Raw genomic sequence first — 5,767 nt, forward strand, 5'->3', positions numbered from 1 at the left:
TCCAGGTTCCCGCTTCCGCGTTTCCCTTTCCGGCGGTTCCGACTCTATCAGATCCTTTCGGGCCTGATCCCCAGTCAGTGGGGGTTGTCTTTGCGGCTGTTGGGCCGTTCCGACGAGTGAGACTTTAGCGGATTCCCCGGCTCCCGAGCGAATCGGGGGCCGCGTCCTTTCGAACGTGGATTCCTCATTCCGTAAATACGCATACCAATGAAACGACGACAGGTGTACTGCGCGTCGAAGAGTGGTTGGTACTTACGGAGTGGCTGCCCGGGGACCGACCGGAGTCGGCGCTCACGTCGGGCAACTCGGAGAACACTACGGATGGGGGTTGGGCGTGTCAACTCGGGGGCGGGCGGCACTCCGGAGGCGTAGTCTGGGACGCATGACGACGCGTACGTGTACCCAGCTCTGGTGGGCCGCCTGACGGCGGCCGTTCTCACGTATGCATTCAACGGCCGCCGTTTCGGCGGCCGTTCTTGTTTCTCCCTCCGGAACCACCGAGGGACGGCCGCCCGGGGCGGCGGTCCCGGCCAGGAGGTGGAGGAGAGATGACACGGGTCTTCAGCGGGGTCAAGCCGACGGGGCATCTGACGCTGGGGAACTACCTGGGAGCCATGCGGCGGTGGGCTGCCGTCGACCAGCACGAGGCCGATGCCTTGTTCTGCGTCGTCGATCTGCATGCCTTGACCGTGGAGCATGATCCGGCGCGGGTGCGCCGGCTGAGCCGGCAGGCGGCGACGTTGCTGCTGGCGTCCGGGCTGGATCCGGAGGTCTGCACGGTGTTCGTGCAGAGTCATGTGGACGAGCACGCTCGGCTCTCGTACGTGCTGGAGTGCGTCGCCACCGACGGTGAGATGCGGCGGATGATCCAGTACAAGGAGAAGGCCGCGCGGGAGCAGCGGCGGGGTGGGAGTGTGCGGCTGTCGCTGCTGACCTACCCGGTGCTGATGGCGGCGGACATCCTGGCCTACGGGGCCGACGAGGTGCCGGTCGGGGACGATCAGCGGCAGCATGTGGAGCTGGCGCGGGATGTCGCCGTGCGGTTCAACCAGCGGTACGGGCATACGTTCGTGGTGCCTCGGGCCACGCGTCCCGAGGTCGCGGCTCGGGTGATGAATCTGCAGGATCCGATGTCGAAGATGGGCAAGAGCGACGACGTCGGGCCGGGGATCGTCTATCTGCTGGACGAGCCGGACGTGGTGCGGAAGAAGGTCATGCGGGCGGTGACCGACAGCGGCCGGGAAGTTGTGTACGACCCGGAGGCCCGGCCGGGGCTCGCCAATCTGCTGGAGATTCTCGCCGCGTGTTCGGGTGGGAGTCCTGAGGAGCTGGCCGGTGCGTATCCGTCGTACGGGGATCTGAAGAAGGACACCGCCGAGGCTGTGGTCGAGGTGCTTCGGCCTGTGCAGGAGAGGCACAAGGAGTTGTGTGCGGATCCCGGGTATGTGGAGCGTGTGCTGCGGGACGGGGCGGAGCGGGCGCGGGGGATGGCTCGGCCGACCGTGGATGCCGCCTATGGCGCGATCGGGTTGCTGCCTGCCGTGTCGGAGGTGGCTGAGGCCGGTGCTGTGCTGACGGTGTGAGGTGCGGCGGGGGCGGGTGATCGGCCCGCCCCCGGGTGCTCAGTTGTTGTTGCCGGAGGCCAGGGCGCGGCTGCGGTCGCGGGCGGCTTCGAGGGCGGCGATGAGGGCGGCCCGTACGCCGTGGCTCTCGAGTTCGCGGATGGCGTTGATCGTCGTGCCGGCGGGGGACGTGACGTTCTCGCGGAGTTTGACCGGGTGCTCGCCGCTGTCGCGGAGCATCGTCGCGGCGCCGATGGCGGACTGGACGATCAGGTCGTGGGCCTTGTCGCGGGGCAGGCCGAGGAGGATGCCGGCGTCGGTCATGGCTTCGACCAGGTAGAAGAAGTAGGCCGGGCCGGAGCCGGAGAGGGCTGTGCAGGCGTCCTGCTGCGACTCCGGGACGCGGAGCGTCTTGCCGACGGCGCCGAAGATCTCCTCGGTGTGGGCGAGGTGGTCGGCGGTGGCGTGGGTGCCGGCGGAGATGACGGACATCGCCTCGTCGACCAGGGCCGGAGTGTTCGTCATGACGCGGACGACCGGGGTGCGGGTGGCGAGGCGTTCCTCGAAGTACGCCGTGGGGATGCCGGCGGCGCCGCTGATGACCAGGCGGTCTGCGGGGACCTGGGGGGCGAGTTCGTCGAGGAGCGTGCCCATGTCCTGCGGTTTGACCGTGAGGATCAGGGTGTCGGCGGTCTTCGCGGCCTCCGGGTTGGTGACCGGGGTGACGCCGTAGCGGGTGCGGAGTTCTTCGGCTCGTTCCGCGCGGCGGGCGGTGACCAGGAGGTCGGCCGGGTTCCAGCCGGCGCGGATCATTCCGCTGAGCAGGGCTTCGCCGATCTTGCCGGTGCCGAGGACTGCGACTTTCTGGGTCATGGCGCGGGGTGCCTCCGGGGGTGCGTCGTCCGGTGTCCATCGTCGCATCGGGGAGGGCGGGGTGGCTCGGCTGTCCGGTGGGCGGGATGTCGCGTGGGCCGGCTCACGCCGTCCTGCGTCGCAGTGTCGCCGCGCCCAGGGCCAGGACCAGGAGGGCGCAGCCCGCCACGATCAGGATGTCGCGTACGAAGGTGGCCGTCATGTCGGTGTGGTGGAGGACCTCGTTCATGCCGTCCACGGCGTAGGACATGGGGAGGACGTCGGAGACGGTCTCCAGGACCGGGTGCATGGTGTCGCGCGGGGTGAACAGGCCGCAGAGGAGGAGCTGGGGGAAGATCACCGCCGGCATGAACTGGACCGCCTGGAATTCCGAGGCCGCGAAGGCCGAGACGAAGAGGCCCAGGGCCGTGCCGAGGAGGGCGTCGAGGAGGGCCACCAGGAGGAGGAGCCAGGGGCTGCCGGTGACGTCGAGGCCGAGGAACCAGACCGCGAGGCCCGTGGCCAGGGCGGACTGGATGATCGCGAGGGTGCCGAAGGCGAGGGCGTAGCCGGCGATCAGGTCGCCTTTGCCGAGGGGCATGGCGAGGAGGCGTTCGAGGGTGCCCGAGGTGCGTTCGCGCAGGGTGGCGATGGAGGTCACCAGGAACATCGTGATCAGCGGGAAGATCCCGAGGAGGGATGCGCCGATGCTGTCGAAGGTGCGGGGGTTGCCGTCGAAGACGTAGCGGAGCAGGAGCAGCATCACGCAGGGGATGAGGATCAGGAGCGCGATGGTGCGCGGGTCGTGGGTGAGCTGGCGCAGGACCCGGGTGGTGGTGGCGGTGGTGCGGGCCGTGCTCAGGGCTTTCGGCGGGGTGGGGGTGATCGTGGTCGTCATCGCGTTGTCTCCTTCGGGCGGGCTGCCGCCTTCGCTTCGTCCACCAGGTGCAGGAAGGCCTCCTCGACCGTCTCGGCGCCGGTGGTGGTGCGCAGGGCGTCGGGGGTGTCGTCGGCGAGGAGTTCGCCCTCGCGCATGAGGAGGAGGCGGTGGCAGCGCTCGGCCTCGTCCATGACGTGGGAGGAGACGAGGAGGGTCGCGCCGCGGCCTGCCGCGATGTCGTGGAAGAGGTTCCACAGGTCGCGGCGCAGGACCGGGTCGAGGCCGACCGTCGGTTCGTCGAGAACCAGGAGTTCGGGGGTGCCGAGGAGGGCGACGGCCAGGGAGACGCGGCTGCGCTGGCCGCCGGAGAGGTTGCCGGCCAGGACGTCGGCGTGGGTGGTGAGGTCGACGTCGGCTGTGGCGCGGGTGACGTTGTCGTGGCGGCGGTCGGCGGCGGATCGGCCGGGGTCGAGGATCGCGGCGAAGTAGTCGAGGTTCTGGCGGACGGTCAGGTCGTCGTAGACGGACGGGGCCTGGGTGACGTAGCCGATGCGGGTGCGCAGGGTGGGGTGGCCGGCGGGGCGGCCGAGGACGTCGAGGGTGCCGGTGACCTTGGCCTGGGTGCCGACGATGGAGCGCATCAGGGTCGACTTGCCGCAGCCGGAGGGGCCGAGCAGGCCGGTGATCTGGCCGCGGGGGACGGTGAAGCCGAGGGCTCGCAGGACTGTGCGGGGGCCGCGGGTGACGGTGAGGTTTTTGGCCTGTACGGCCGGGGTGGCGGTTGTGGATTCCGTGTTGGCGTCGGGGCGTGGCGGGCCGGGAGCGTTATTCATCATGTGATGAATAATGCTCCCGGCTGTGGGGTGCGTCAAGCAGGAGTCAGGCCGGGGTCTTCGCGAGCAGGAGGACGACCTCGTAGACCTCCTCGACGGAGCCGTCCGGGAAGGCACTGAGCAGGTGCTCGCGTTCGGCGGCGAGGAAGGACGCGGTGTGTTCCTCGTCGTGGACCAGGAAGACCGAGTGGCTGGCGAGGTTGGCCAGGTGGGTGTCGACCGGGACGCGGCGGCTCCAGCGGACCGTGCGGCGGGTGAAGTCGAGGCGGCCGGTGGGGTCGGCGGCTCGGGCGTTGACGTTCCGCTTCTCGGCGGAGACGTCGATGGCGAAGTGGCGCTGTGTGCGGGCCGCGGCCTCGGCGATCCAGGGCACGTCGAGGGCGTCGGTGTTCCACCAGAGGGCGAGTGCGCCGCCGGGGCGCAGGACGCGGAGGGCCTCCGGGACGGCTCTCGCGGGGTCGGTCCAGTGCCAGGCCTGGGCGTAGGTGACGAAGTCGAGGGAGGCGGTGGCCAGGGGGAGGTCGTCGCCGGTGCCGCGGATGATCGGGATGGCGGGGAGGGTGCGGCGGAATTGCGCTGCCATGCCGTCGCCGGGTTCCACCGCGATGACGTCCGCGCCTCGGGCGTTCAGGAGGGCGGTGGCTATGCCGGTGCCCGCGCCGATGTCTGCGACGCGGGAGCCGGGGAGGGGGTGGCCGGCCAGGTCTTCTATCGCGTCGAAGAGGGCTGGGGGGTAGGAGGGGCGGTTGGCCGCGTATTGGGCTGCTGCGGTGTTGAAGGAGTGGGCTCGGGCGGTTCGGGTGGGGTGGGGTTCTGGGGTGGGTGGTTGCGTGGTGGTGTCGGCTCCGGGGGTGGGGTGGTGGGCGGGGGGAGGTGTGGTCATACGGCCATGGTGGCCGGGGGTGGGGGTGGGGTGCGGTGAGATTTCGGTGAGAGCGGCGGGTTATCGGCGCTTCTTCGACGGGTTGCCCGAGCGGCGGGTGGTGCTCTTCTCGTGTCGCTTGCGGGCTGCCTCGTACTCCTCGCGGTGGAGCTTCTCGCCGGGGGCCTCGGTGAGGGAGCGGAAGAAGTACGCGAGGAGGGAGCCGACGAAGCCGATGGTCAGGAGGCCGCGGAGGGATGCCTGGCGGTCGGGGTCGGGGCGGCGGGTGAAGCCGTCCCAGGTGTGGCGGAAGGCCATCGCGCTGCAGATCGCGAACATCACGATCATGAGGAGCGAGACGAAGCCGCCGATCGCGGCGATCTGGAGGCCCTGGTAGGCGAGGCGGAGGACCAGGCAGGCCGCTGCTGCGGTGGCGAGTGAGCCGACGGCCACGGCTATGCGGCGGAGGGTGTAGCCGTTGTCGTGGTTCAGCCAGGTCGTGCCGAAGAAGCGGATGGCGTCGGGGCTCGGGGCGGGGGGCGGGGTGCCGTTCTCTGCGCTCACGGGGTGATTATCGCGCTTGGCCGTGGGGTGCCTGCGGCGGCCTGTGGGGCTTTGGTGGGGGTGCGCGTAGCGCCTAGCGCCGGGGGTGGGTCGGGGCCGTGGGGGGGGGGGGGGGGGCGGGGGGGCGGGGGGCGGGGGCGATCGAGGCGTCCCTGTGTCTTATTCAGATCTCGGAGCCCACGCGACCGCACCCCCGCGCGGCACCCGGCGGCGG

General features: G+C 70.4%; 6 protein-coding genes. 1 reads left to right on the forward strand and 5 read right to left on the reverse strand.

Annotation, left to right across the window (positions count from 1 at the left end; all coding sequences use genetic code 11):
- Nucleotides 1-548: 548 nt before the first annotated feature.
- Complete coding sequence (gene trpS, locus ACFT32_RS43405; RefSeq protein WP_382500251.1) at nt 549-1,583, forward strand: tryptophan--tRNA ligase; 1,035 nt, start codon at nt 549-551, stop codon at nt 1,581-1,583.
- A 39-nt stretch (nt 1,584-1,622) separates the two neighbouring features.
- Here trpS and proC read toward each other — a convergent pair whose 3' ends face one another.
- The 5 genes from proC to ACFT32_RS43430 form a co-directional block, all read right to left on the reverse strand.
- Nucleotides 1,623-2,435: a pyrroline-5-carboxylate reductase gene (gene proC, locus ACFT32_RS43410; RefSeq protein ID WP_382500253.1), complete on the reverse strand. Its 813-nt coding sequence runs from the start codon at nt 2,433-2,435 to the stop codon at nt 1,623-1,625.
- A gap of 103 nt (nt 2,436-2,538) precedes the next feature.
- Nucleotides 2,539-3,312 carry an ABC transporter permease gene (locus ACFT32_RS43415; RefSeq protein WP_382500256.1) on the reverse strand — a complete coding sequence of 258 codons (774 nt, stop codon included), beginning with the start codon at nt 3,310-3,312 and terminating at the stop codon, nt 2,539-2,541.
- Nucleotides 3,309-4,130 (reverse strand): ABC transporter ATP-binding protein, encoded by an 822-nt coding sequence (locus tag ACFT32_RS43420; RefSeq protein WP_382500258.1) that lies wholly within the window; start codon nt 4,128-4,130, stop codon nt 3,309-3,311. Before ACFT32_RS43420 ends, ACFT32_RS43415 begins: the two co-directional genes overlap by 4 nt.
- A gap of 43 nt (nt 4,131-4,173) precedes the next feature.
- Nucleotides 4,174-5,010, reverse strand: coding sequence for a class I SAM-dependent methyltransferase (locus ACFT32_RS43425; protein WP_382500261.1), 837 nt, complete (start codon nt 5,008-5,010; stop codon nt 4,174-4,176).
- Nucleotides 5,011-5,070: 60 nt separating this feature from the next.
- A complete protein-coding gene (locus ACFT32_RS43430) occupies nt 5,071-5,553 on the reverse strand; it encodes an EamA/RhaT family transporter (RefSeq protein ID WP_382500264.1) in 483 nt (160 codons plus the stop codon).
- Nucleotides 5,554-5,767 lie beyond the last annotated feature (214 nt).

Source organism: Streptomyces sp. NPDC057002, from assembly GCF_042673825.1.
Taxonomy (GTDB): domain Bacteria; phylum Actinomycetota; class Actinomycetes; order Streptomycetales; family Streptomycetaceae; genus Streptomyces.

Coding starts and splice junctions, on each gene's coding strand:
- trpS (WP_382500251.1), top strand. CDS start 549: ATGACACGGGTCTTCAGCGGGGTCAAGCCGACGGGGCATCTGACGCTG.
- ACFT32_RS43420 (WP_382500258.1), bottom strand. CDS start 4,130: ATGATGAATAACGCTCCCGGCCCGCCACGCCCCGACGCCAACACGGAA.
- proC (WP_382500253.1), bottom strand. CDS start 2,435: ATGACCCAGAAAGTCGCAGTCCTCGGCACCGGCAAGATCGGCGAAGCC.
- ACFT32_RS43415 (WP_382500256.1), bottom strand. CDS start 3,312: ATGACGACCACGATCACCCCCACCCCGCCGAAAGCCCTGAGCACGGCC.
- ACFT32_RS43425 (WP_382500261.1), bottom strand. CDS start 5,010: ATGACCACACCTCCCCCCGCCCACCACCCCACCCCCGGAGCCGACACC.